The organism is Pseudomonas sp. A25(2017), from assembly GCF_002001065.1.
In the GTDB taxonomy this organism is placed as follows: Bacteria; Pseudomonadota; Gammaproteobacteria; order Pseudomonadales; family Pseudomonadaceae; genus Aquipseudomonas; species Aquipseudomonas kilonensis.
In genome coordinates this window covers 19609-42830 of the sequence record NZ_MUOA01000037.1, presented here as the reverse complement: position 1 = coordinate 42830, position 23222 = coordinate 19609, and the positions used below count along the sequence as shown (strand labels likewise).

General features: G+C 60.1%; 17 protein-coding genes and 4 tRNA genes. 7 read left to right on the top strand and 14 right to left on the bottom strand.

Going from position 1 to position 23222, the window contains the following annotated elements:
- On the bottom strand, positions 1 to 636 hold the full coding sequence (locus B0E42_RS02965) for a DUF1326 domain-containing protein (protein WP_024618494.1): 636 nt from the start codon (positions 634 to 636) through the stop codon (positions 1 to 3).
- Positions 637 to 952: 316 nt separating this feature from the next.
- A complete protein-coding gene (locus B0E42_RS02960; protein WP_077505603.1) occupies positions 953 to 1915 on the bottom strand; it encodes a zinc-binding dehydrogenase in 963 nt (320 codons plus the stop codon).
- A gap of 139 nt (positions 1916 to 2054) precedes the next feature.
- Here B0E42_RS02960 and B0E42_RS02955 point away from each other — a divergent pair, with 139 nt between their 5' ends.
- Together B0E42_RS02955 and B0E42_RS02950 are read left to right on the top strand one after the other, a co-directional pair.
- Positions 2055 to 4133 carry a carboxy terminal-processing peptidase gene (locus B0E42_RS02955; protein WP_168188491.1) on the top strand — a complete coding sequence of 693 codons (2079 nt, stop codon included), beginning with the start codon at positions 2055 to 2057 and terminating at the stop codon, positions 4131 to 4133.
- A 118-nt stretch (positions 4134 to 4251) separates the two neighbouring features.
- Positions 4252 to 6039, top strand: a complete 1788-nt coding sequence (locus B0E42_RS02950) for a bifunctional diguanylate cyclase/phosphodiesterase (protein WP_077505601.1) — start codon at positions 4252 to 4254, stop codon at positions 6037 to 6039.
- A 268-nt stretch (positions 6040 to 6307) separates the two neighbouring features.
- Here the strand turns inward: B0E42_RS02950 and B0E42_RS02945 are convergent, their stop codons facing one another.
- From B0E42_RS02945 to B0E42_RS02915, 7 genes are all read right to left on the bottom strand, one after another.
- Entirely contained in the window at positions 6308 to 6724 is a 417-nt protein-coding gene (locus tag B0E42_RS02945) for a hypothetical protein (protein WP_256578270.1), read from the bottom strand.
- Positions 6724 to 11529, bottom strand: coding sequence for an RHS repeat-associated core domain-containing protein (locus tag B0E42_RS02940; protein WP_077505597.1), 4806 nt, complete (start codon positions 11527 to 11529; stop codon positions 6724 to 6726). The genes B0E42_RS02945 and B0E42_RS02940 overlap by 1 nt, the downstream gene beginning before the upstream one ends.
- A 188-nt stretch (positions 11530 to 11717) precedes the next feature.
- A complete protein-coding gene (locus B0E42_RS02935; protein ID WP_077505595.1) occupies positions 11718 to 12119 on the bottom strand; it encodes a sel1 repeat family protein in 402 nt (133 codons plus the stop codon).
- Positions 12120 to 12491, bottom strand: a complete 372-nt coding sequence (locus tag B0E42_RS02930) for a hypothetical protein (RefSeq protein ID WP_003179080.1) — start codon at positions 12489 to 12491, stop codon at positions 12120 to 12122.
- Positions 12488 to 12829: a helix-turn-helix domain-containing protein gene (locus B0E42_RS02925; RefSeq protein ID WP_003204574.1), complete on the bottom strand. Its 342-nt coding sequence runs from the start codon at positions 12827 to 12829 to the stop codon at positions 12488 to 12490. The genes B0E42_RS02930 and B0E42_RS02925 overlap by 4 nt, the downstream gene beginning before the upstream one ends.
- Before the next feature lie 114 nt (positions 12830 to 12943).
- A complete protein-coding gene (locus B0E42_RS02920) occupies positions 12944 to 13399 on the bottom strand; it encodes a YkvA family protein (RefSeq protein WP_018605394.1) in 456 nt (151 codons plus the stop codon).
- Between the two features lie 294 nt (positions 13400 to 13693).
- Positions 13694 to 14407, bottom strand: a complete 714-nt coding sequence (locus B0E42_RS02915) for an FKBP-type peptidyl-prolyl cis-trans isomerase (protein ID WP_018605396.1) — start codon at positions 14405 to 14407, stop codon at positions 13694 to 13696.
- A gap of 270 nt (positions 14408 to 14677) precedes the next feature.
- On the opposite strand from B0E42_RS02915, the gene B0E42_RS02910 reads away from it, so the two are divergent.
- Together B0E42_RS02910 and B0E42_RS02905 are read left to right on the top strand one after the other, a co-directional pair.
- Positions 14678 to 16483 carry a di-heme-cytochrome C peroxidase gene (locus B0E42_RS02910; protein WP_077505593.1) on the top strand — a complete coding sequence of 602 codons (1806 nt, stop codon included), beginning with the start codon at positions 14678 to 14680 and terminating at the stop codon, positions 16481 to 16483.
- Between the two features lie 31 nt (positions 16484 to 16514).
- Positions 16515 to 17651, top strand: coding sequence for a catalase family protein (locus B0E42_RS02905; RefSeq protein ID WP_053182183.1), 1137 nt, complete (start codon positions 16515 to 16517; stop codon positions 17649 to 17651).
- Between the two features lie 248 nt (positions 17652 to 17899).
- Here B0E42_RS02905 and B0E42_RS02900 read toward each other — a convergent pair.
- The 4 genes from B0E42_RS02900 to B0E42_RS02885 all read right to left on the bottom strand — a co-directional run bounded on the left by B0E42_RS02900 (position 17900) and on the right by B0E42_RS02885 (position 18417).
- Positions 17900 to 17976, bottom strand: a tRNA-Asp gene (locus tag B0E42_RS02900).
- A 17-nt stretch (positions 17977 to 17993) separates the two neighbouring features.
- A tRNA-Val gene (locus tag B0E42_RS02895) sits at positions 17994 to 18069 on the bottom strand.
- A 176-nt stretch (positions 18070 to 18245) separates the two neighbouring features.
- Positions 18246 to 18322: transfer RNA gene (locus B0E42_RS02890), tRNA-Asp, on the bottom strand.
- Positions 18323 to 18341: 19 nt separating this feature from the next.
- Positions 18342 to 18417, bottom strand: a tRNA-Val gene (locus B0E42_RS02885).
- 160 nt (positions 18418 to 18577) lie between these two features.
- On the opposite strand from B0E42_RS02885, the gene rdgC reads away from it, so the two are divergent.
- The 3 genes from rdgC to sugE all read left to right on the top strand — a co-directional run bounded on the left by rdgC (position 18578) and on the right by sugE (position 21042).
- Positions 18578 to 19498, top strand: a complete 921-nt coding sequence (gene rdgC, locus B0E42_RS02880) for a recombination-associated protein RdgC (protein ID WP_014339706.1) — start codon at positions 18578 to 18580, stop codon at positions 19496 to 19498.
- 145 nt (positions 19499 to 19643) lie between these two features.
- The gene (locus tag B0E42_RS02875; protein WP_018604296.1) at positions 19644 to 20609 is read left to right on the top strand and encodes a bile acid:sodium symporter family protein; all 966 of its coding nucleotides are present in this window, start codon (positions 19644 to 19646) and stop codon (positions 20607 to 20609) included.
- Between the two features lie 118 nt (positions 20610 to 20727).
- Positions 20728 to 21042, top strand: coding sequence for a quaternary ammonium compound efflux SMR transporter SugE (sugE, locus tag B0E42_RS02870; protein WP_014339708.1), 315 nt, complete (start codon positions 20728 to 20730; stop codon positions 21040 to 21042).
- Between the two features lie 250 nt (positions 21043 to 21292).
- On the opposite strand, the gene B0E42_RS02865 is transcribed toward sugE, so the two are convergent.
- Positions 21293 to 23167, bottom strand: a complete 1875-nt coding sequence (locus tag B0E42_RS02865) for an MFS transporter (protein ID WP_024618200.1) — start codon at positions 23165 to 23167, stop codon at positions 21293 to 21295.
- Positions 23168 to 23222 lie beyond the last annotated feature (55 nt).

The following is a 23222-nucleotide window of genomic DNA, read 5'->3' as shown; positions in this document are numbered from 1 at the left end:
TTACGGCTCTATGCCATGGCCGGTGAAGTGCACGTGGGCGAGGTGGCTATGACTGCCCTGGGATTGTAGTTTGAGGGCTGAATGCGTCTGGTAGCTGCCGCTGGCTACTTCGGCCTCAAGGAACTCGAAGCCGTTGGGTAGGGACAGCCGGACTCGATGAGGTGAGCCGTCGATCGGGCTGCGGATCGGTTCGCCACTGGCCTGCAACACGCCTGGAATGTCCAGGTGCGCCAAGCGCTGATCGACATCAATGGAGAGGGTGATGGGCACGAACAGCGGTTCGAACGCTTCACTCATGGTGCTGCTGAACACCTGAAACACGTTGGCCCCGGGGTCGCTCTCCAGGCCAGAAAGGATGGTCAACAGGGCCTGGCGTTGCGCCTCGTCGGCGCGTTCATCGATGAACACCTGGCAACTGCCGTTGCCCTCATGGATAGCCCCTGGCCAAGCGAAGGTGGCGGCCCAGCACAAACCGTCCAGCGCTACCTGATTGAAATACCCGTGCTCCACTCGCATCGACGCCACCGCCTGGCAGTGACCATGGGTCGGTGGCGCATTGAATTGACAGGGGCAGCCCCAATTGCAGTTGCAGGCAATGAATTCGACGCCCTGCATGCGCCATTCGGCGATGGCCATGATCAACCTCTTCACCTGGCGGGTGAAATGAAAGCTGCGGTTACCCCATCCCCCATTAGTTAACGCTAGCAGGGCGCACGTATTGGATACGGGCTGCCGACCAGAGGTCAGCTTGCCCGTGGTCTCCAGTCAACAGTGAAGGCCACCGCTGATAGAAATGAGGGTGCCAAGATGTCGGTGCCGGCCTGTAGGAGCTGGCGAAGCCTGCGATCTTTTGATCTTTCGCTTGAGATTCAAGTGTCTGGGGAAAGATCGCAGCCTCGTTTCACTCGACAGCTCCTACACAGCTGCCACAGGTTGCATATAGCTGTCGAAATCAGCTCAGGCTCTCATCGATCACCAACACCAGCTTCCCGGACACCTGGTTGGTCGCCAGCTCCGCGAACGCTGCTTCGGCGTCCTTGATGGCGAAGGTCCGGGCCAGTTGCGGGCTCAGGCGTTTGTCGGCAAACAGCGGCCACACCTGTTGGCCCAGCTCGCTGATCAGGTCGGCCTTGAACTGCTCGTCACGGCTGCGCAAGGTCGAGCCGAGCAATTGGATGCGTTTGCCCAGCACCTGCGCCAGATCGAGTTCGGTCGAGCGCCCGCCCATCAGGCCGATCAACACCCAGCGGCCGTCAACTGACAAAAGTTTCACGTTGAGTTTGGCGTAGTTGCCGCCCACCGGATCGAGGATCACATCGAAGGGACCGAGGTCGTTCAAACTCTCCAGGCCGTCGGTGCGCACCACGCCACCCTGGGCGCCCAGGGCCTCGCAATAGGCCAGCCGTTCGGTCGAACCGACACTGACCCAGCACGGGTTGCCGAAGGCCTTGCACAGCTGGATCGCGGCCGAACCGACGCCACTGGCCCCAGCGTGCAGCAGCACCTTTTCACCCGGCTTGAGCGCAGCCAGTTGGAACAGGTTCAGCCACGCCGTGCTGTAGACCTCCGGCAGCGCGGCCGCTTCGGCCAATGACAAGCCCTCCGGGACCGGCAGCACATGCCGCCCATCGACCACCGCCTCCTCAGCCATCCCACCGCCGGCCAGCAAGGCGCAAACGCGGTCGCCCACCTGCCAGGACGAGCCCGGCCCGACCTCGCTGATCACCCCGGCACACTCCAGCCCCAGCACTTGGCTGGCGCCGGGGGGCGGCGGGTAAAGCCCGGCTTTTTGCAACAAATCGGCCCGATTCAGGCCGGCGGCTGCCACACGAATACGAACTTGCCCGACATCACATGCCGGGCTCGGCTCATCTGCCCATACCACTTGGCCTTCAACGCCTTGCAATGCTTTCACGGTGCCTCCATAGTGAGTCTCGACTGGGCCCGCTGCTTCAACGCCGGGCTTTCTTGCATTATGCGCCCGGGCCACATGGAACCGGCGACTTCAAAGACGGCCTAATATGCGTTATCAATTGTCCCTGCGTCGAATCAGCATGAAGCACCTGTTCCCCAGCACCGCCCTCGCGCTAGTCATTGGCCTCGGCCTGTTACCGCTGTCGAACGATACGTTCGCGGCCAACAGCTGGGACAAGCTTCAGCCCGATCGTGACGAGGTGATTGCCAGCCTTAACGTCGTCGAGTTGCTCAAGCGCCATCACTACAGCAAGCCGCCGCTCGATGACGCGCGCTCGGTCATCATCTACGACAGCTACCTGAAGCTGCTTGATCCGTCGCGCAGTTATTTCCTGGCCAGCGACATCGCTGAATTCGACAAGTGGAAAACCCAGTTCGACGACTTCCTCAAGAGCGGCGACCTGAACGCCGGGTTCACCATCTACAAGCGCTACCTGGACCGCGTGAAGTCGCGTCTGGACTACGCCCTTGCCGAGCTGAACAAAGGCGTCGACAAAATCGATTTCAACACCAAGGAAACCTTGCAGGTCGACCGCAAGGATGCCCCTTGGCTCAAAAGCACGGCCGAACTCGATGACCTGTGGCGCAAGCGCGTCAAGGACGAAGTGCTGCGCATGAAGATCGCCGGCAAGGATCCCAAGCAGATCCAGGAAACCCTGACCAAGCGCTACAAGAACCAATTGGCTCGCCTGGACCAGACCCGCGCCGAAGACATCTTCCAGGCGTACATCAACACCTTCGCCATGTCCTACGACCCGCACACCAATTATCTGTCGCCGGATAACGCGGAAAATTTCGACATCAACATGAGCCTGTCCCTGGAAGGTATCGGTGCGGTGCTGCAGAGCGACAACGACCAGGTGAAAATCGTGCGCCTGGTCCCGGCCGGCCCCGCGGACAAGACCAAACAGGTCAGCCCGGCGGACAAGATCATCGGCGTCGCCCAAGGCAACAAAGAGATGGTCGACGTGGTCGGCTGGCGCCTGGACGAAGTGGTCAAGCTGATCCGTGGTCCGAAAGGCTCGGTCGTGCGCCTGGAAGTCATCCCGGCCAGCAATGCGCCGAACGACCAGACCAGCAAGGTCGTGGCCATCACCCGTGAAGCGGTGAAGCTGGAAGAACAAGCGGCGAAGAAATCGGTCCTCAACCTCAAGCAGGACGGCAAGGACTACAAGCTCGGCATCATTGAGATCCCGGCCTTCTACCTGGACTTCAAGGCCTTCCGTGCCGGGGATCCGAACTACAAGAGCACCACCCGCGACGTCAAGAAGCTGCTGACCGAACTGCAGAAGGAAAAGGTCGACGGCGTTGTCATCGACTTGCGCAACAACGGCGGCGGCTCCCTGCAGGAAGCCACCGAGCTGACCAGCCTGTTCATCGACAAGGGCCCAACCGTGCTCGTGCGTAACGCCGATGGCCGAGTGGATGTGCTGGAAGACGAAAACCCGGGCGCGTTCTACAAGGGACCGATGGCCTTGCTGGTCAATCGCCTGTCCGCGTCGGCCTCGGAAATTTTCGCCGGTGCCATGCAGGACTACCACCGTGCGCTGATCATCGGCGGCCAGACCTTCGGCAAAGGCACCGTGCAGACCATCCAGCCGCTCAACCACGGCGAACTGAAGCTGACCCTGGCGAAGTTCTACCGGGTTTCCGGCCAGAGCACCCAGCATCAGGGCGTGCTGCCTGACATCGATTACCCGTCGATCATCGACACCAAGGAAATCGGTGAAAGCGCCCTGCCCGAAGCCATGCCGTGGGACACCATCCGGCCGGCGATCAAACCGGCCGTGGACCCGTTCAAGCCGTACCTGGCCCAACTCAAGTCCGACCACGATGCGCGTTCGTCCCAGGACGCGGAATTCGTGTTCATCCGCGACAAGCTGGCCCTGGCGCAGAAGTTGATGATGGAGAAAACCGTCACCCTCAACGAAGCCGAGCGTCGCGCGCAGCATGCCGACATCGAGACCAAGCAGCTGGTCATGGAAAACCTGCGTCGCAAGGCCAAGGGCGAAGATCCGCTCAAAGAGCTGAAGAAAGAAGACGAAGACCTGATCACCGAGCCGGAGAAAACCAAGCCGGAAGACGATGCCTACCTGAGCGAGACCGGACGGATCCTGCTGGATTACCTGAAACTCAACACGGCGATCGCCAAGCACTAAAATGATGGCCATTTAATGGTGATGCTCGTCGGAGTGTCATCAAACTGACATCAGTCTGTCGTGAAATACAGGACTGGGTGCCGCGCACCCGGTCCTTTTTTTATCGCCAGAGATTGCCATGACCACGACAGAGCAGCTGAGTGCCTTGAGTTCGATCCTGGCTCAAAGCGGTTTGCACAGCCTGTTCCAACCGATCATCTGCCTTTCCGAACGGCGCATCGTGGGTTATGAAGCCTTGACCCGCGGCCCCTCCAACAGCCCGTTGCACTCCCCCATTGCGCTGCTTTCCGTGGCGCGCCAGGCCGGCCGCCTCAGCGAATTGGAACTGGCCTGCCGCCGCAGCGCCTGCCAACGCTTCAATGAGCAAAAGTTACCGGGCAAGCTGTTTCTCAACGTCTCGCCCGAGTCGCTGCTCGAATCCGCGCACCAGACCGGGCGCACACTGCAACTGCTGCAGGACCTGGGCATTGCGCCCAGCCAGGTGGTGATCGAACTGACCGAACAAACCCCCATCGATGACTTCCAGCTCCTGCAAACCGCGCTGCATCATTATCGTGCGATGGGTTTCTCGATTGCCCTGGACGACTTGGGTGCCGGTTATTCGAGCCTGCGGCTGTGGTCTGAATTGCGGCCCGATTACGTGAAGATCGACCGGCATTTCATCGACGGCATCCATCAGGACGCCCTCAAGCGCGAGTTCGTGGGCTCGATCCTGAAAATCGCCCGGGCCTCCCGCGCCCAGGTGATTGCCGAGGGCATCGAACTGCCGGAAGAACTGGCGGTGCTGATCGAAATGGGCGTCGACCTGGTCCAGGGCTATCTGCTGGCACGGCCTCAAGAACAACCGTCACGCGATGCCAGGGCGCTGATGCCCAAGCAGGACAGCGGTGTGGCGGCGTTGAGCGATGAGGTCAACGACCTCAGTGCGCTGCTCAACGAACAACCGGCAGTGGCCCACAACACACCGACAGCCACCGTGCTGGAAGCGTTTCGTCGTCAGGCCAACCTCAACTCCCTGGCGGTGCTGGACAATCAGAACCAGCCTTGTGGCATCGTCCATCGCCATTCGCTCTCGGACGCCTTGCTCAAGCCCTTCGCCACCGACCTGTTCGCCCGCAAACCCATCAGCCGCTTGATGAGCGATGACTTTCTCGCGGTGGAGTTGAACCAGTCGCTGCAACAAGTCAGCCGCCTGATCACCAGCCGCGCCCGACAACGCATCGAAGAAGACTTCATCATCACCCTCAACGGCGGCTACCTGGGCCTGGGCCGGGTGATCGACGTGCTCAAGCTCATCACCGAACTGAAAATCCAGCAGGCCCGCTACGCCAACCCCCTGACCCTGCTGCCGGGCAACGTCCCGATCCAGCAATGCCTCACGCGCCTGCTGCAACAACGGCAGGAATCGGTGATCTGCTACGTGGACATCGACAGTTTCAAACCCTTCAACGACATCTACGGCTACGGCCGCGGCGACGAAGTCCTGCTGTGCCTGGCCCAATGCCTGAACGAACGCATCGACCCCAGCCGTGACTTCGTCGGCCACATCGGCGGCGACGACTTCCTGCTGGTCCTCGGCCCGGAAGACTGGCGCAGACGCCTGGACCAGCTACTCAGCGACTTCCAGACCCACTGCCGCCGCTTCTACCGCTCCGAGCACTTGGAGGCGGGATGTTTTACCGCATTGAATCGACAGGGCATTCGGCAGGAGTTCGCGTTGTTGTCATTGTCGATTGGCGTGGTGCACCTGCGCGCCGAGGCCTGTGAGGAATTGGATGCCAGCCAGTTGGCTGAGCTGGCTTCGCAGGCCAAGCATCATGCCAAGGAGATTTTGGGCGGGAGTGTGTATTTGGTGGAGGGTTTGGCGGAGCGGGAGTCTGTGGTGGCGTTGGGTTTGACGGTGTAAGCAGATTCTCCATTCACCACAGCCCGAACGCCTGGCGCTAACCCTGTGGCGAGGGAGCTTGCTCCCGCTGGGCTTTGTAGGAGCTGGCGAAGCCTGCGATCTTTTGATCTTGCTCTTTCGCTTGAGATTCAACTGCCTGGGGAAAAGATCGCAGCCTCGCTTCGCTCGGCAGCTCCTACAGGCCCAGTAGGAGCAGGCCCCCTCGCCACGAAAAACGGTTTGGTGGTGTGGTGATTAAGCAGTAGAAACTCAATTATCTACCCCTCGCCTACCAAGTAGACGGATCTTCAAGAGCTGCTCTTTGGAGATCCTCTTTCCAAGTTTGTTTTGCCAAGATATAAACATCCTGAAGAAACCTCTTTGGATCCTTTAAGTTATACCATTCCCCTCGGGGCCAGCTGCCCGCGCAATCTTCATCTATCTCAAACAAACTTTGAAAGTTAAAATCCGGGTCATTGAGCTTATTTTCCAAAAAACTCATCAATACATATTTATGCCTGTAGGACAGACATTCCAAATCCAAGCCGTATTTAGCAATCAGCACTAATCTATCGCGCTCGTCGTCAGGATTGTAGTCTCCTAGTATTACCCCGAGTGTTTCCTCACGGTCATACACATCAAACTGGCCTATAAACCACATCAGATCCGGAACAAACGCTTCGTCTATAAAAGGATTTTTTAGCATTATTTTTTCCCCATAGGAAATCCGGTGTAAGGAACGCCATCCTTACTAAACTTAACTTCAAACCAATTTAAATTCTCGTTCAACTTAGGATTCTCCTTATCCTTTTTATTGGGTTTGTAGCCACGCCCTGCCCCCGGCAATTCCTGCCTGACAATTCTATCTTTTTTGTGATCCAGACCTGTAAATGGATCTAGTCCAAGCCTTTCTCTTGTCATAGCTTTATTTAATGCATTCAAATGAATTCGCCAGCTACTGAATTGAGAGCTTAAGCTTCCTTTAGCTCCTTTTGGAATTTCCCCGGTATGCGGATTCGCCCCGTTAATGGCCCGCTGTTTGAGCGCAACGTCTGATATTTCTGAACTGTGCTTCTCAACTGTGTGCATACCGTATCTTTCTTCCATAGCAACAACCCGTCTCTTAGCATTCGCCTCCGCCAACTCATCAATCCGCGCCCGCCGCTGCGCCGCCGTCATCGGCAGCGCCGGCTCACCCTCATCCACCCCAAGCTTGGCCGTCGGGTCTTGCTTACCGACGGCGGGCGTTTTACATCCGTCACCAGGGCAACCTTCCAACCCCAACGGATCCACCCACCCCGTCGGGTTCAGGGTGTACCGATACCCATTGAGCCCACCCGCCAGCTTGCTCGGATCAGGCGTCAAATAGCGGCCGGTCTCGGGATTGTAGTAGCGGTGCCGGTTGTAGTGCAGGCCGCTTTCGGGGTCGAAGTATTGGCCCTGGAAGCGCAGCGGTTGCTCAAGCTGTTCGCCGCCGTCGTGCTGGAGTTCGGTGAGTTGGCCGTAGCCGTTGTAGCGCGCCGACCAGACGATCTGGCCGCTGTAGCTGGTCAGTTCCTGGGGCGTGCCCAGGTGGTCGAGGTGGTAGTAGAACGGCGTGGCTTTTTCCGGGCCTTCGCCATCGAGCATCGCCAGCGGGCGGAAGGTGTCGGGTTCGTAGACGTAGCTGCGGTGGTGGCGCGGGCTGTTTTCGGCGACGACCTGGTCGCCTTGCCAGAAAAACTCCGTGGTCAGGCCGTCCACGGTCTTGCTGATGCGTCGGCCGAAGGCGTCGTAGCGGTAGGACGTTTCCCGCCCATCCGCCGTGGTGACGCCGATCAGGCGGTGCTGGCTGTCGTAGCGGTACTCGGTAATTAGGCACTGGGCTTTGCCGCGGCGTTCGCGAACAAGGTTGCCGAAGGCGTCGTAGTCGTAGTGGCGGTCGCCCTCCTTCAGCAGGCGGTTGCCCTTGAGGGTGGTCGGGCCGGGGCGATCCTGCATCATCAGGTTGCCAGCCGGGTCGTGGCAGAAGTGTTCCGACGGTTCGCTGTGGGAAAAGTCGATGCGGGTCAGGCGATCCAGCGGGTCGTACTGGTAGCTGCGGCGGTTTCGGTTGTCGGAAAGGGTTTGCAGGTTGCCCTTGGCGCTGTAGGCATAATCGCGCCAGAACAGTTGTTGCTGCTGGGTCTGCCACACAGTCTGGGCCTTGAGGCGGCCCTGTTCGTCGTAGTCGTAGTCACTGAGCAGCCGGCCTTGCTGGCGTTGCCGTTCGCGACCGCCGACAAAGCGGTGTTCGGTCAGGCGCGAGCCGTTGAGGTCGATGGCGGTCAGTGCGCCACCTGGAGCATGGCGGTAGTCGAGTTGGCTGTCGTCCGGCAGGCGCAGGTGGTTGAGGCGCCCGCAAGCGTCGTAGCGATAACGCAGGGTGCCCCAGCCCTGGTGCTCGCAGACCAGCCGATCCTGGGCGTCGTACTCGAAGGCCAGCGGATGGTTACTGCCGTCGTTGACGTGGACCAGCCGGCCAAGCTCGTCGTAGCGGTATTCGATGGCCTGGCCGTCGGGCAAGGTCTTGACCCGCAGCCGCCCAGCCGCGTCGCGCTGGTACTGGGTGAGCCGTTGCGAACCGTCTTCGCCGTGCTCGGTTTTCTCCAGTAGGTGGCCGTTGAGGTCGTAGGCGTAGGCGGTGCGTTGGCCGTCGAAGCCGACTTGCTGTCGGATCAAGCCGTTGGGCGTGTAGTCCAGCTGATATTTTTCGCCGGATTCGTTTTCAATTTCGGTCAGCAACAGCCGCGCCGAGTCGTAGCGGTACTTCAGCTCGCTGCCGTCGGGGTTCAGGCGGCGGCTGACCAGATGCAGGTCGTCGGCGTATTCGTAGCGGGTGACCCGCCCTTGTTCATCGCACTCGGCGGTGACCTTGCCGTAGGCGTTGTAGCGCCAGGTCCGGGTGGCACCGTTGGGCAAGGTCACCTGCAGCAGGCGGCCGACGGCGTCCCATTGGTAGTGCGTGAGCGCGCCGTGTTCGTCCTGGCGGCTGAGCAAACGCCCCAGGGCGTCGTAGGAAAAACACCGGCGACTGCCGTCGGGCAGGATCTCTTCGGTCAGTTGGCCCAGGCGACTCCAGGTGAAGCGATGTTCGCCGCCGTCCGGGTCATACGTCGCCAGCAGTTGCCCATGGGCGTCGTAGGCATATTCCGTGCGCCGGCCGTCCGGGTCGATGAGGACGATCACCTCGCCCCGGGCATTGCGCCGGTAGCTCCACACGGCCTTGCCGCGCGTACGGGTATGCAGGAAACCGTTGCGGTATTCGTAGGACGTCGACGCCTCGTCCGGGGGAAGCAGCGCCACCAGCCGTCCGACGTCGTCGTAGCGGTATTCGGTCACCGCGCCCAGCGGGTCCTGCTCGGCGATCAAGCGACCTTGTTCGTCATAGGCCTTGAGGTGCTCACCGCCGTCGGGCTCGACCTTGCGCACCAACCGCGCCCGGTCGTCGTGGACATACACCTCCTGGCTGCCATCCAGGTGCCGGACCGTGACGCTGCCGTCTTCGCCCCAGGTGTAGCGACTGTCCATCTGCGCAAACGAGGCCCAATGCCGTACGCAGCGGGACGCCGGCCCGACGCCTTGCCATTCCCAATAAAAGCTCGCCCCGCCGGCCAGTTGCCGCTGGAGGATGACGTGTTGGTCGTCGTAGTCGTAGCGCTCGCTTTCACCGGCGGCATTGGTCGCTTCGATCAGTCGGAAACGTCCGTCGTAGCGGTAGGAAACCAGCGTCTGTTCGGTCCGCCAGGCTTCGTCGAGGGTGATGGCGGGATGGAAGCTCTGGTAATCGACGGCGATCAGGTGGCGCTGCTCGTAACGCAGGCGCAGGGCGCGCCCGGCGCCGTTGTCCAAACGGCAGATGTCGCCATGGATGTTGCGCTGGAGGGTCAGGCGGTTGTCGTAGCGGTCGCTGAGGGCGCTCAGGTGGCCGTCGCGAAAGTGCAGGAACGCTGCGTTTTCGTCGGGCTGGGCGACGATCAGTTCGTCTGCCTCAGTGCCCAGGTAGATCGCCGCGCGGGCCAGGCTGTTGTGGATCGCCGGACGTTGGGCGCTGGGCAGTGGAAAGGTCGTACGGCGGTTTTCCTGGTCGACCCAGGTGACCTGCTCGCCGTCGAGTTCCAAGCGATGGGCCAGGGCATGGCTCCAACCACGCCCGAGGCCGACATCCAAGTCGGCGGCGCTGGTGCGGTATAAACGGGTGAAGACAAACGGCAAGCGGCCATCGAGGGTGCCGTCGTCGAGGGTCAGCAGTTCTTCGCCGGTGACCATCGACACCGGGCAGCCGCTGGTCTGGGTCTGGGACGCGGTATCGGCGGGGTCGCCGTTGGGGTTTTTCGACTGGGCGGGGGCGTCGTCGTGGAGTTCGTGTCTTTTCAGCGTGGTGTTGTGCTGTGCATCCCAGCGCAGTTGCATCCGACCTTTCTTTATCCCCGCCGCAATGCCGCGCGCCGCCACAGTTTTGTAGCGGTCCACGTAGCTCATGAAGCCGTTTACCACTGCGAAGATCGCACGGATGAAACGCTGCATGGCGTTCAGCAGGGTTGCGCCGTGCCTGGCCAACCGCATCGACAAGTAGGCAATCCCGGCCCCCGCCCCGGCAAAGGTCAAGACCACGCCGATCAGCAAGTCGATCACCAGTTGCACCGCCACGGTCGAGAGCCCTTTGGCCGTTTCGCCAGCGACTTCACTGGGCGGCAACATCTCCAGCCAGAGGCTGGCGGTGCGCACCAACAGGCACAGTGCCGCTTCGTCGCTGGCCAGCAGTTGCAGCTTGGCCATCACTTGCGGCGTGTCCTGAGCCAGTTTTTTCAACTGATCAGCGCTTTCGCCCAACCGATCAACAAACTGACCGGGATCCTTGAGGATGTCCGAGAGCAAGCTGATGCTGTCCCACACACTTTCAATCGCCGCCCAACTGCCGGCGAGCAACCCGTTCCCCACAGCTGCTGCGGAAGTCGCCAAGGACTGCTGCGCCCATCGCGGCTTGAAACCCTGCCACTCACCGCGCAACCAGTCCGTCAGATCGGTGGTCAGGCCATCGTAGGAAGAAAACAGATTCGCAATTTGCCTGGCGGACACCTCGCCCTGAACGTGAACCCGATAGGACTTGCCCGCCTCCCCCGTGAAGGTCCCCAGGCCTTGGGCATCCAAGGTCACCGGCGTGACCTCGCCGCTGGCCACATCCACCACATCCACCACGATGTCGCCCAGCGGGATGTCGTACACCGACTCGAACTTGCTTTCGATCGTCATCGGCCCGCCCTTGGGGCACTGGACGACCGTGGAGAGGAAGTCATCGTCACCGGTGCTGACAGCGGTGGTGCTGTCGCCAAAGCGGATCAGCCGCTCCATGCCCATCAATGACGGTAGGTCAGCGGCATGGCTGGCACGGTCCGCCGCTCGGCTGTACCAGCGCTCGAGCTGCTCGCGGTAGACCGACAAGGTGCCTTTGAAGCTGTCGAGTTCCTGCTCGATTCGGCTCACCTGATCCATCAGGACAGGGCTCGCTCAAGGGCCGGCAGGAAAAAACGGTCGAACATGGGCAGACGTCTCGCAGCACTCAGGGAGCGCGAGACTTTGCCGGGGATGACAGGGGAATTAAGTCAGGGGAAGGAGACAGAGCGCGTAGGGCGATTCGCTAAATTCGTCCGAGCTGCACAACGAATCGCCTGTGGATAACCCTAGATATCGCGAGTTTCAAGTGATTTGAGCTTGATTTCGGCCAGCGGGTGCCCGGCTTTCGCCGCCAAGGTCCACCAACGTGCCGCTTCCACCGGGTCCGGCGCCTTGCTGGTTGTACCGGCCAGGCTGATCACGCCGACCTGGTAGGCGGCCTTGCCATCACCGGCCAGTGCCGCCAACCGCAACAGGCGAATCCCTTCTTCCCGAGCGCCCAGCCCTTGGCCGCGAAACGTGAGGATATGCCCATAGAAGCTTTGCGCACCGACGTCGCCCAGGTTCGCCATGCGCGAGAACTGACCCTCGAGCCAGGTCCAGCCACGCGGCTGGCGGACGAACCAGGGCCAATGAAACAACCGACGCGCCAGCCAGTAACCGGCCCGCGCCTTGAGTCGCCAGAGCACTCAGGCCTCCGCCGATTCGGGGTACTCGTATTCAAATACCCGAACCACTTCCGAAGCGTGCCAGGAGGCGGCGGCCACGCCATCGGAAGGCCCGGAAAAGCGGCCCAGGCGTTCAACGCACTCAAAGAACCCCGTGCGCGGCAACCGACTGGCGCCCTGGCTGATCACCAACGAACTGCGTAGCGGCTGTTCCGCCCGTGCGTCCAGCGCCGCCAGGTGTTCAAGGGCCGCGGTCAAGGTCTGCATGGCCGGGCTGGGCAGTTGCAAACGCTCGAGCAAGGCGCGGTAGGTCAATAAATGGCGCTGGCGACGCGCCTGGTCCAACTCACCCAACAACCCATCCCAATGCTGCCGACTGATGCGTACGCTCACGATTCTTCCCTCCAACCCGGCACCGTCAACTCCCAGGCCAGACTGCGCCGAATCGCGGCATCGGGCTGACGCTCGCCGCTCTCGATCAAGGCCAGATAAGACGGGCTGATACCTACCGTGCGGGCCAGCGCCTCGATGGCGATGCCCTTCCCTTCGCGTAAACTGCGTAATTGATCCAGGCCAGGGAGAACCTGGCCCGGTGCCGCCGCGTGACGGACTGTCGCTTCGCGCGGCGGAGCTTGATCGATGCCTGCTGCCTTCAACAACGACTGGTACTGATCCCACGGCAAAACCGCGTATTCGGGCTCTCCGTCACGTGTGATTATTTGAATATCCATGTCTACCCCGTAGGACAACAACACTTAGCGAGTCAGCCTTTTTTCTGGGAAGTGTAATCCTAATACCGGCTAAGGTCGCGGGGCGATGAATTCTCTGGGGTAAGTGCTACCGAATCAGGTTTTTTTCTGACCTTGGAGTTGGAGTTGTTCCGGGGTATCGGGAAGCCTTTCGACCTGTGCAAGCTTCTCGGGCGATTGCCGATAACGCCAGGCGCGGAATGCCTCGAGTTCAACGTCGAGGGTTTTCATGATCCATGCCAGCACCGCGATGTCGTCGAACATGCCAAACATCGGCAAGATGTCTGGAATCGCATCCAGGGGACTGAGGAAATACATCAGCCCTGCCACCACCGACAGCATCGACTTGGCGCTGACAGCACGGTATTCGCCTCGCCAGTAGGCCAGGCACAAGGCCTGCAACAGACGCAGGTCCTCCTTGAGCTTGCCCAGCCGTCCGCCCTCCCGGGCACCTTTGCTGGCAACGGCGAACAGCAACGTCGGCAATCGACCGCGGGCCAGCAGGCGGCCTGCCAAGGGCAGAAATCGCGCAAAATTCCACGGGGCCTTCATTTTTTCTCCCACTGAAATGTTATCCACACAAATTGTGGATAACCTTGTGAACAGAGCTGCATTTCACCGCTGAAGCCCCCGTTTCATAAGGGCCCGGCTTAGATCGGGCGTTTTTTACTCACATAAAAAAACCCAATATTTCATTGACTTGACCGGCTGACTGCGTCTAGCACAGCGCCTGTATTGCCTATGACTATACCCTGCATCGTGCGTTCGGTTTTTTTGCCATTTTGCCGAAGCCCAGATGCGACAACGCCCCGCATAAGCGAGGCGTTGTCGTTATAGCAGACGCGATTACTTGGCTGCGCCTTCTTTTGCCGGATCCTTGATCGCCAGCAGTTCCAGGTCGAACACCAGGACCGAGTTGGCCGGGATGGCCGGGCTCGGACTCTGGGCGCCGTAGGCCAGGTCGCTCGGGATGTACAGCTTGTACTTCTCGCCGACGTGCATCAGTTGCAGGCCTTCGACCCAACCCGGGATCACGCCGCTGACCGGCAGGTCGATCGGGCTGCCACGCTCAACGGAGCTGTCGAACACAGTACCGTTGGTCAGCTTGCCGGTGTAGTGAACAGTCACTACGTCGGTCGGCTTAGGCTGTGGACCGTCGGCTTTCTTGACCACTTCGTACTGCAGGCCGGAAGCGGTGGTGGTGACACCGGTTTTCTTGCCGTTTTCTTCGAGGAATTTCTTGCCGGCAGCTGCCGACTCTTCGCTCATCTTGGCCATGCGCTCTTCGGCACGCTTTTGCAGCGCGGCGAAGGCTTCGACCAGTTCTTCGTCTTTCAGCTTCTGTTCTTTCTTGCCGACGGCATCTTCGATGCCCTGGGCGACCGCTTTGGAGTCCAGGTCATCCATGCCTTCCTGAGCCAGGCTCTTGCCCATGTTCAGGCCAATACCGTAGGAAGCTTTCTGCGCCGGGGTCTTCAGCTCTACGCTGGTCTGCGAGTCGCAACCCGCGAGTACCAGGCCAACCAGGGCCACCGCCGCCGCCAACCGATGCTGTTTCATGCTATTTCCTTGTTCATGCGCCTAAAGGGCAATCGAATAAAGCCGCGAGCTTATCAGGCGGCCACGACCAATGGCTACCGGCATGTGAGCCACAAAGTAATGATAAGTTCAGGTCTGCAAACGCTTTTTAAGCCTGGACGAATGAAGCATCTGTCATCTGTTACGTACAGGGGCAAATTGCCGCTCCTCCACAGGCCAGGGTAATGGCCACTTGCCCGACGCGCAGCACTGAGGCATAAGGGTTTATCAAAAAAAAACAAGGACGTTACCGTGCGCCTCCTCTCTCGCATTCTCTTGCTGCTCCTCGCGCTGCTGATCGTCGTCGTGGCCGTGGTGCTTTATTACGTCGCCAATCCTCGCTTGCCGTTCTATACGCCCATCGAACAGGTGCACTACCTGGATCAATGGAGCGCCGCCGAGCGCCAGACGTATTACTTCACGCCCCAGGGCACCCAGGTCAAAGGCTTGCGCTACGACTGGTTCACCGCCCTCGAACTGCCGTTTTCGCAACAACGCTTCGCATCGCCAGAGTACCTGGCGCGCTTCGGCTTCCTGATCGATCCGGCGCAGAAAGCCTCGTCGGCCAATCCCGGCAACTTGCCGGTAGGGTTTGCCCGGCACCAGAATCCGGGCAGCACCGACCAATACCTCGATATCACCTGCGCGGCGTGTCATACCGGCGAATTGCGCTTCAAGGGCCAGGCGATACGAATCGATGGTGGCTCGGCTCAACACGTGCTGCCTTCCAGTGTTCCTACATTGCGCGGTGGCAGTTTCGGGCAGGCATTGGTCGCCAGTCTGGCGTCTACCTACTACAACCCTTGGAAATTCGAGCGCTTCGCCCGCCAAGTACTGGGCAAGGACTACGACGCCCGCCATGAGGAATTGCGCAAGGCGTTCAAGGTTTCCCTGGACACGTTCCTGCGGGTGGCCTGGAATGACACCCATCGCGGCCTCTACCCCACCGAAGAAGGCCCTGGCCGCACCGACGCCTTCGGTCGCATCGCCAATGCCAGCTTCGGCGACGCCATTTCGCCGCAAAACTACCGGGTGGCCAACGCACCGGTGGATTACCCGCAGTTGTGGGAAATGTGGACATTCGACTGGGTCCAGTGGAACGGATCGGCCCAGCAACCGATGGCCCGCAACGTCGGTGAGGCGCTGGGGGTCGGGGCCACGCTGAATTTCTTCGACGCCCAAGGCAAACCGCTGCAAGGCGATGCGCGCTACCCCTCCAGCGTGCGTGTGCGCGACTTGAACAAGATCGAAGAGACCCTACAACTGCTCAAGCCGCCCGTGTGGCCGGAAGCGCTGCTGGGCTCGATCGACAAACCGCTGGCGGCCAAGGGCCGGGCCCTGTTTACCGAAAACTGCGCCGGCTGCCATGTGCCCAAAGTGGTTCAGGGGCCTGACAGGCCGGTCCAACAACTGCACATGCTCCCCGTACAAGTGATCGGCACCGACCCGGGCACCGCCAATAACATCGCCGACCACCGCTACGACCTGACCAGCCTGCAATGGGATCCGGCCGAGCTGGCGAAGCTGGACGTGCAACTGCACCCGACCCCGACGGAGCCGCTGGACTTGAGCCAACTCTCGGTCGCCAAAGGCCTGGCCTATGTCACGGCATTCGTCGAAAACCGCGCTTACCGCGACGCCGGCGTCACCCCCGCCGAGCGCCCGGCCCTGGACGGTTTCGGCTTGCCCATCGGCGTACGTGAATTGCGCGCCTACAAGGCCCGGCCGCTGGCGGGCGTCTGGGCCACGCCACCGTTCCTGCACAACGGCTCGGTGCCGACGATCTATCAACTGCTGTCCCCCCAGGACGAGCGCGCGACCACGTTCTATAAAGGCAATTACGAATACGACCCGCGTCACCTGGGCTATCGCACCGAAGCCTTCACCAACGCATTTCTCTTCGATACCCGGATCACTGGCAACCACAACAGTGGCCATGAATTCCGCGCGGGCGAGCGCGGCAACGGCGTCATTGGGCGTCTGCTGCAACCGCAGGAACGCTGGGCGTTGCTGGAGTATTTAAAGGTGCTGGGCGGGCCACTGGAGTCGCAACTGTAATGATGAACCCCACCGGTAAAAGGAAGTTTCAATGTTGATCACGCTCTGGCTGCGCCTCGGTGCCTTTTTGGGCAAGACGCTCCTGTGGCTGCTGGGCATCGGGCTGCTCGGCTGGGCACTGTCCACGGCCTGGTTTGCCTGGCAACACAAGGGACCGGTCCCGGACAAGGAACAGGTTGCGCCCGGCGAAGCGGCCATGACCCAGGACATCATCCAGACCGCTATTCGCATCGTCGAGCAGCACCGCGAAAGCACGCGCTACCTGCGCGATGCCCATGCCAAAGCGCACGGGTGCGTCATGGCCGAAGTCCAGGTGCCGAGCGACCTGCCGGCAGCGTTGCGCCAAGGGGTATTTGCCGAACCGGGGAAGGTCTGGCAGGCGACGATTCGCCTGTCCAACGGCAACGCCTATCCGCAATTCGATAGCCTGCGCGATGCACGAGGGATGGCGATCAAGCTGATGAACGTACCGGGCAAGCAACTGCTCGCTGACCGGCAATCACAGGGTGAGCAGGATTTCGTGATGTTCAATCATCCGAACTTCTTCGTCAGTGATGTCGCCGAGTACCGTCAGAATGTGGCCGCTCAGGCTGACGGGAAGAAGGCGATGGCTTTCTTTCCAAGCCTGGACCCGCGCAGCTGGCAGATTCGGCATTTATTCATCGCCCTGGCGACCCTCTCGCCGGCTCCGGCCAGCCCGACCCAGACCACTTACTTCTCGGTATCGCCTTACAAGTTCGGTGAGGCCAACGCCAAGTTTCGCGTCGCACCGGACCCGGACAGTTGCCCAAGCTACACCTTGCCTCCGCAGAACCAGGACCTGCCGAATTTCTTGCGTAGCGCATTGAACCAGCAGTTGTCCACCGACCGGGTGCCGGCGTGTTTTGTCTTGCAGATCCAGCGTCAGGATCCGAGCAAGTACATGCCGATCGAAGACACCAGTATTGAATGGCAGGAAAGTGATGCACCGTTCGAGACTGTGGCACGCATTAAGGTGCCGGCTCAGGATTTTGATACGCCCAAGCTGAATCTGGCTTGTGATAATCAGTCGTTCAATCCTTGGTTTGGGATTGAGGCGCACCGGCCTATTGGTGGGATCAATCGCTTGCGTAAGGCGGTGTATGAGGCGGTCAGCGATTATCGTCATCGGCGGAATGCTGAGCAGTAGACGATGGGTTTTGGGTGTATATCCGTTTCTTCGGTAACGGCTACTTAGGGTTCCGCCCTGACGGCGGGTCACTTTTGGAGGAGCGCCAAAAGTGACCCGCTGTAAGAGCGGAACCATTAGTGGCCGTAACCGCAGCAACGGATATACCCACAAAAAAGAGAACAAAAAAAAACGACGCTCTTCCCTCGCAAAGGAAAAGCGTCGTTTCTAGTAGTCACCTGGCGTTCAGCATTCCAGATAACCGAATATGGCGCAGCGGACGGGACTCGAACCCGCGACCCCCGGCGTGACAGGCCGGTATTCTAACCGACTGAACTACCGCTGCGCGTAACACTGAAAGTTTGGTGGGTGATGACGGGATCGAACCGCCGACATTCTGCTTGTAAGGCAGACGCTCTCCCAGCTGAGCTAATCACCCTTCACTTTCGATGCGGGGCGCATTCTCTCACAGTTTTTTGTAACGTGCTGATTTAATTAGCAAATTCAGCAAAAAAACATGAGCAACGCACACCGCAGGAACTGCAAACAGCAAAAAGCCCGCGTTAGCGGGCTTTCCGTGGTGACCTGGCGTTCAGTGTTCCAGGTTACCGAATATGGCGCAGCGGACGGGACTCGAACCCGCGACCCCCGGCGTGACAGGCCGGTATTCTAACCGACTGAACTACCGCTGCGCGTAACACGTTGAACGAATGGTGGGTGATGACGGGATCGAACCGCCGACATTCTGCTTGTAAGGCAGACGCTCTCCCAGCTGAGCTAATCACCCTTCGCTTTCGGTGTGGCGCGCATTCTACGGAGCACTCTTTAAGCTGGCAAGCACTTTTTAAATTAATTTTTTCAGGCCTTCCAAAGGCTTAGCGAAGGGTTGGCCTATGGCGCCGCGAAGAGAATAATGCCCCCCTTTGTATAAAGGAGAGACTCACCCCATGTGGTTCAAAAACCTGCTTATCTATCGCCTGACCCAAGATCTGCCTTTTGATGCCGAGGCGTTGGAAACTGCACTGGCCAGCAAACTGGCGCGTCCATGTGCAAGCCAGGAGTTGACCACTTACGGTTTCGTCGCGCCGTTTGGCAAAGGCGAAGACGCACCGCTGGTGCACGTCAGCCAGGATTTCCTGCTGATCGCCGCGCGCAAGGAAGAACGCATCTTGCCGGGCAGCGTCGTACGCGATGCCCTGAAGGAAAAGGTCGAAGAGATCGAAGCCGAGCAAATGCGCAAGGTCTATAAAAAGGAACGGGACCAGCTCAAGGATGAAATCATCCAGGCGTTCCTGCCGCGTGCGTTCATCCGTCGTTCGTCCACTTTCGCCGCCATCGCGCCGAAACAGGGCCTGATCCTGGTGAACTCGGCCAGCCCGAAACGCGCCGAAGACCTGCTGTCCACCCTGCGCGAAGTCATCGGCTCGCTGCCGGTACGCCCGCTGACGGTCAAGATGGCCCCGACCGCCACCATGACCGACTGGGTCAAGACCCAGAAAGCCGCAGACGATTTCTTCGTGCTGGATGAATGCGAACTGCGCGACACCCACGAAGACGGCGGCATCGTGCGCTGCAAGCGCCAGGACCTGACCAGCGACGAAATCCAGCTGCACCTGAATACCGGCAAGGTGGTGACGCAATTGTCACTGGCCTGGCAGGACAAGCTGTCCTTCGTGCTCGACGACAAGATGGTGGTCAAGCGCCTGAAGTTCGAAGACCTGCTGCAGGACCAGGCAGAGCAGGACGGTGGCGACGAAGCCCTCGGCCAACTGGACGCCAGCTTCACGCTGATGATGTTGACGTTCGGCGAGTTCCTGCCGGCGCTGGTTGAAGCCTTGGGTGGGGAAGAGATTCCGCAGGGGATCTAAAGACTGTTGATCTCTAGTGTGGGAGCGGGCTTGCTCGCGAAGACTGACTGACATTCAACGATGATGTTGACTGACACTCCGCTTTCGCGAGCAAGCCCGCTCCCACATTGGGTTTTGTGGTGTTCTTAATAATAAGGATCAGGTCATGCGCGCATTGGCTGCATTGAGCCGTTTTGTCGGCAATACCTTCGCTTACTGGGTACTGTTTTTCGCGGTACTGGCATTCCTGCAACCGCAGTGGTTCGTCGGCCTGAAAATCGCCATCGTGCCGCTGCTGGGCCTGGTGATGTTCGGCATGGGCCTGGCACTCAAGCTGGAAGACTTCGCCGAAGTGGCCCGTCATCCGGGACGCGTAGCCTTGGGCGTGGTTGCCCAATTCGTGATCATGCCCGGTACGGCGTGGCTGCTTTGCCAAGTGTTCAGTCTGCCGCCGGAGATCGCCGTCGGCGTGATCCTGGTGGGTTGCTGCCCGAGCGGCACATCGTCCAATGTCATGACCTGGCTGGCTCGCGGTGACCTGGCCCTGGCCGTGGCGATTTCCGCCCTCACGACCCTGCTTGCCCCTCTGCTGACCCCTGCACTGATCTGGCTGCTGGCCTCGGCCTGGTTGCCGGTGTCGTTCTCGGCGCTGTTCTGGTCGATCCTGCAAATCGTACTGGTGCCGATCGCATTGGGCATCGTTGCCCAACGCCTGTTGGGACCCAGGGTTCGCCATGCCATAGACGTGCTGCCGCTGATATCGGTGGTGAGCATCGTGATCATTGTGGCGGCGGTGGTAGCGGCCAGTCAGGCGAAAATCGCCGAATCCGGCCTGCTGATCATGGCCATTGTGATGCTGCACAACAGCTTCGGTTATCTGCTGGGGTACTTCACCGGGCGTTTGTTCGGCTTGCCGTTGGCCCAGCGCAAAACTCTGTCATTGGAGGTGGGCATGCAGAACTCCGGCCTGGGCGCGGCATTGGCGAGCGCGCACTTTTCGCCACTGGCGGCGGTGCCCAGCGCGCTGTTCAGCGTCTGGCACAACATTTCCGGCGCCCTGCTCTCGACTTACTTCCGGCGCATGAGCGAAAAACAGGACCGTGAGCTACTGGCCCGTCAAGCGGCAGATTGAAGGACAATCTTGACCGAATCGTCAGCATTGGGCACTCTTGCGCCCAATGCGGGGACGACCTCGCAACGCCATAGCGTTCATTATCCGGGGACGACCCCACACATCGATGAGGTGCGTGATGTCCTGGATCATTCTGTTTTTTGCCGGCCTGTTCGAAGTCGGCTGGGCTGTCGGCCTGAAATACACCGACGGCTTCAGCCGCCCTCTCCCCACTGCACTGACCATCGCCGCCATGGCGATCAGCCTCGGCCTGCTCGGCCTGGCGATGAAGGAACTGCCGCTGGGTACCGCCTACGCGATCTGGACCGGGGTCGGTGCCGTGGGCACGGTGATCGCCGGAATCATTTTGTTTGGTGAGTCGATGGCGCTGGTGCGCCTGGCCAGCGTGGCGTTGATCGTTGCAGGATTGATCGGGCTCAAGGTCAGCACCTGAATTTTCCTGCAAGAGCCAAACCTATGGGAGCAAGGTCTGTGGGATTAAACCTGTGGGAGCAAGGTCTGTGGGAGCAAACTTGTGGGAGCAAAGCTTGCTCGCGATGGCGTCCTTGCGATCGCTATCGCGGGCAAGCCTTGCTCCCACAGACCTTGCTCCCACAAGTTTAATCCCACAGAACTTGCTCCCCACAGGTTTTAACCCCATAGGGCTTGCTCCCATAAGCTTTTTGCTCCCACAGTTTTTCGTTCTAGCGGACAGTCCCACGCAACTCCCCCACCAACGCCTGCAACTTCGCCGGCTCAGCCACTTCCACCGCCACAGCCGAACCCGCCACCAGCGTCACCCGCGACCAGAACCGACGAAACAGCCCTTTGGCCGGGTCGCGACTGAAGAAGCTGCCCCACAACCCCTGCAACGCCAGGGGAATCACCGGCACCGGGGTTTCCTGGAGGATGCGGGTCAGTCCGCTCTTGAACTCATTGATCTCACCATCGCCAGTCAGTTTTCCTTCAGGGAAGATGCACACCAACTCACCGTCCTTCAGGTATTGGGCGATTCGCTTGAAGGCTTTTTCGTAGATGTGAATGTCTTCCTGGCGCCCGGCAATCGGGATCGTCCCGGCGGTGCGGAAGATGAAATTCAGCACCGGCAAGTTGTAGATCTTGTAGTACATCACGAAGCGAATCGGCCGACGCACCGCGCCGCCAATCAGCAAGGCATCGACGAAGGAAACGTGGTTACAGACCAACAGCGCAGCGCCTTCATCGGGTATCGCCTCCAGGTTGCGATGCTCCACGCGGTACATGGAATGACTCAGCAGCCAGATCATGAAACGCATGCTGAACTCGGGGACGATCTTGAAGATGTAGGCATTGACACCGATGTTCAGCAACGACACCACCAGGAACAGTTGTGGAATCGACAGTTTTGCCAGGCTCAGCAACACGATGGAGACGATGGCCGAGACCACCATGAACAACGCGTTGAGAATGTTGTTGGCGGCAATCACCCGCGCCCGCTCGTTCTCCACCGTGCGCGACTGGATCAAGGCGTACAGCGGCACGATGTAGAAACCACCAAAGATGCCCAGGCCCAGGATGTCGATCAACACCAGCCAGGCGTGACCGAAACCGAGCACTTCAAGCCAACCGTGACCCTCGACGCTGTCGGGGATTCCACCGGAATGCCACCACAGCAACAGACCGAATACGGTGAGCCCGAACGAGCCGAACGGCACCAGGCCGATCTCGACTTTGCGCCCGGAAAGCCTTTCACAGAGCATCGAACCCAAGGCGATCCCCACCGAGAACACCGTTAGGATCAAGGTCACCACGGTTTCGTCACCGTGCATCCACTCCTTGGCATAGGCGGGGATCTGCGTCAGGTAGATCGCACCGACGAACCAGAACCAGGAGTTGCCGACAATCGACCGGGACACTGCCGGGGTTTGCCCCAACCCCAGTTTCAGGGTGGCCCAGGATTGGCTGAAGATGTTCCAGTTCAAGCGCATTTGCGGCGAGGCCGCCGCCGCGCGCGGAATGCTGCGGCTGGCCAGGTAACCGAGCACGGCAACGCCGATGATCGCGGTGGACACCACGGGTGCGTATTGCGCCGAGGACATCATGATCCCGGCGCCGATGGTGCCGGCCAGAATCGCCAGGAAGGTGCCCATCTCCACCAGGCCGTTGCCGCCGACCAACTCCTCCTCACGCAAGGCCTGGGGCAGGATCGAATACTTCACCGGGCCGAACAGCGCCGAATGCGTGCCCATGGCGAACAGCGCCACCAGCATCAGCGATAAGTGATCGAACAGAAACCCTACTGCGCCGACTGCCATGATGGCGATTTCGCCGAGCTTGATCAGACGAATCAACGCGTCCTTGGCGAATTTTTCCCCGAACTGCCCTGCCAACGCCGAGAACAGAAAGAACGGCAGGATAAACAGCAGTGCGCAGAGGTTGACCCAGATCGAGCGGTCGCCCTCGATGGTCAATTTGTAGAGGATGGCGAGGATCAGCGACTGCTTGAAAATGTTGTCGTTGAACGCGCCCAAGGACTGCGTGATGAAGAACGGCAGGAAACGCCGCGTGCGAAGCAAGGTGAACTGCGAAGGGTGACTCATCTTCCATGTTCCTGAGTGGCGTGGACGCTTATTGGAATGAACGTTTTTTCGATCC

Coding starts and splice junctions, on each gene's coding strand:
- B0E42_RS02965 (WP_024618494.1), bottom strand. CDS start 636: ATGGCCATCGCCGAATGGCGCATGCAGGGCGTCGAATTCATTGCCTGC.
- B0E42_RS02955 (WP_168188491.1), top strand. CDS start 2,055: ATGAAGCACCTGTTCCCCAGCACCGCCCTCGCGCTAGTCATTGGCCTC.
- B0E42_RS02950 (WP_077505601.1), top strand. CDS start 4,252: ATGACCACGACAGAGCAGCTGAGTGCCTTGAGTTCGATCCTGGCTCAA.
- B0E42_RS02945 (WP_256578270.1), bottom strand. CDS start 6,724: ATGCTAAAAAATCCTTTTATAGACGAAGCGTTTGTTCCGGATCTGATG.
- B0E42_RS02940 (WP_077505597.1), bottom strand. CDS start 11,529: ATGGATCAGGTGAGCCGAATCGAGCAGGAACTCGACAGCTTCAAAGGC.
- B0E42_RS02925 (WP_003204574.1), bottom strand. CDS start 12,829: ATGGATATTCAAATAATCACACGTGACGGAGAGCCCGAATACGCGGTT.
- B0E42_RS02920 (WP_018605394.1), bottom strand. CDS start 13,399: ATGAAGGCCCCGTGGAATTTTGCGCGATTTCTGCCCTTGGCAGGCCGC.
- B0E42_RS02915 (WP_018605396.1), bottom strand. CDS start 14,407: ATGAAACAGCATCGGTTGGCGGCGGCGGTGGCCCTGGTTGGCCTGGTA.
- B0E42_RS02905 (WP_053182183.1), top strand. CDS start 16,515: ATGTTGATCACGCTCTGGCTGCGCCTCGGTGCCTTTTTGGGCAAGACG.
- rdgC (WP_014339706.1), top strand. CDS start 18,578: ATGTGGTTCAAAAACCTGCTTATCTATCGCCTGACCCAAGATCTGCCT.
- B0E42_RS02875 (WP_018604296.1), top strand. CDS start 19,644: ATGCGCGCATTGGCTGCATTGAGCCGTTTTGTCGGCAATACCTTCGCT.
- sugE (WP_014339708.1), top strand. CDS start 20,728: ATGTCCTGGATCATTCTGTTTTTTGCCGGCCTGTTCGAAGTCGGCTGG.
- B0E42_RS02865 (WP_024618200.1), bottom strand. CDS start 23,167: ATGAGTCACCCTTCGCAGTTCACCTTGCTTCGCACGCGGCGTTTCCTG.